This window comes from Myxococcus vastator (genome assembly GCF_010894475.1).
Taxonomy (GTDB): Bacteria; Myxococcota; Myxococcia; order Myxococcales; family Myxococcaceae; genus Myxococcus; species Myxococcus vastator.
In genome coordinates this window covers 1-2,112 of sequence record NZ_JAAIYB010000759.1, presented here as the reverse complement: position 1 = coordinate 2,112, position 2,112 = coordinate 1, and the positions used below count along the sequence as shown (strand labels likewise).

Here is a 2,112-nt window from a genome sequence, read left to right as displayed (position 1 = left end):
GGGCCACCGGGTGGGGGAGGCGGAGGCGGACCTGCCCTTCGCCTTCGACCAGACGCACATCCTCAACCTGGTGCTCAGCTACAAGTTCGCCAACAACGTCACGCTGGGCGGGGTGCTGCACTTCAACACCGGGCGCCCTGAGTACGGCACGCTGGGCACGCAGACGCACCGCCCGGGGGAAGACACCTCCGGGCGGCCCGCCTGGGTCAAGTCAGACCGAGATCGCGTGGACCGGCTGCCGGCCTTCCTCCGCTTCGACGTGCGGCTGTCCAAGTCGTGGGTCTACGACACCTTCAGCCTGGAGGCGTATCTGGACATGCTCAACGTCACGCTCCGTCGGGAGACGCTGGGCTTCGAGTACGAGGGCGGCAACGGCTTCCCGCTGCGCAAGGACGCGGTGGGGCTGCCCATCGCCCTGCCCATCCTGGGCGTGAAGGGTCGTTACTGAGCACGAGGACTGATGGATAGCGCACGCTTGGCGCCGCGACGCCGCCTTGACCTGGGCACGACGGCGCGCCGCGCGGTGTAATCCCGCGCCGCCAGTTGCTCCGGGGGCCGGTCCGCTCCTGGGAGCCCGGAGCGTCCGGCCGAGTTCCTGACCACCGCACACCAGGTGACTTCTTCATGTCGCAGGACGGGATTCCAACGATGGTGCCGTTGCAGCGCGGGGGCCTCCCTTTCAATCGGGGCGCCACCGCTGCCAGCAGGCTGGCGCTGACGCACCTGCGGGTTTCGGACGAAGACCCCCATCGCCAGGCGAAGGCGGTTTCGGAGGTCCCCGCCGTGTTGCTGGTGGATGACCATGTGTCGAACCTGGTGTCGCTGGAGGCCATCCTCGAGCCGCTGGGCGTGCGCATGGACAAGGCCTGTTCGGGGGAGCAGGCCCTGCGCTTCCTGCTGCGCGAGGACTACGCCGTCATCCTGCTGGACGTGCGGATGGCGGGCCTGAGCGGCTTCGAGACGGCGTCGCTCATCAAGCAGCGTGAGCGCACGCGCAACGTCCCCATCATCTTCCTCACCGCCTATGGCCGCGACGACGCGGAGCTCGTCACCGGCTACGCCACCGGCGCGGTGGACTTCCTCCAGAAGCCCTTCCCGCCGGAGGTGCTGCGCTCGAAGGTGTCCGTCTTCGTGGAGCTGTTCCGCGCGCAGCAGCAGGTGCGGCGCCAGGCGGAGTTGCTGCGGCAGAAGGAGGCCGAGGCGCGGGATGCCGCGCTGAGGGCCGCGGGCTACATCGACCGGCTGCGGGACTTCGCCGCCCGGCTGTCGGAGGCGGCCACGGTGCCGCAGGTGTGCCGCGCGCTCTTCGAACAAGGCCTGGTGGCCGCTGGCGCGAAGGCGGGCAGCGTCAACCTCCTGGACGCGGAGGGCGAGGCGCTGGAGGTGGTGGACGCCATTGGCTATCCGGAGAGCGTGCTGAGCCGGTGGCGGCGCATCCCGATGACGGCGGCCATGCCGCTGGTGGAGTCGCTGCGGGAGCAGCAGGCCATCTGGGTGGGCTCGCCGGAGGAGTGGAGCGCGCGTTATCCCCTCACGGATACGCGTGGCCTCCACGAGGCGGCGCTCGCGCTGCCCTTGCTGGTGAAGGGCCGGGCGCTGGGCGCCATTGGCCTGTCCTTCGCGCGGCCCCGGACCTTCACGGAGATGGACCGGGCCTTCTTCACCGCGCTGGCGCATGCGTGCGCCCAGGCGTTGGACCGGGTGCACCTGACGGCGGAGGAGCGCCGGGCGCACGCCGTGGCCCGGGCCGCCGCCGCCCGGCTGCAGATGCTCACGGAGGCGTCCGACGCCTTCGATGCCACGAACCGCGACCTGTCCGTGCTGCTGGGCACCATCACCCGCCAGGTCGCCTACTTCCTGGGGGACGCGTGCACGCTGTGCCTGCTGTCCGATGACGGGACGCGGCTGGAGGTGGCGGCCAGCCATTCCAGTCAGGGAGAGGACGGGGCGCCGCTGCTCCCGGGCGAGGGGCTGAGCGACTTCGTGCTGCGTGGCGGACGGCCGCTGCTCGTGCCCGAGCTGTCCCAGGACCAGCAGCGGGAGTTGGGCCAGGGCGAGGCGCTGCGCAGCCTGCTGTGCGTGCCGCTGAGGGCGCAGGGCAAGGTGGTGGGG

General features: G+C 71.0%; 1 protein-coding gene and 1 pseudogene. Both read left to right on the top strand.

From position 1 onward, the window contains the following. Positions 1–448, top strand: a pseudogene (locus G4D87_RS36955) (energy transducer TonB); the annotation flags it as partial. Positions 449–624: 176 nt separating this feature from the next. Then, a partial coding sequence (locus G4D87_RS36950) for a GAF domain-containing protein (RefSeq protein WP_163787471.1) occupies positions 625–2,112 on the top strand: 1,488 nt, incomplete at its 3' end.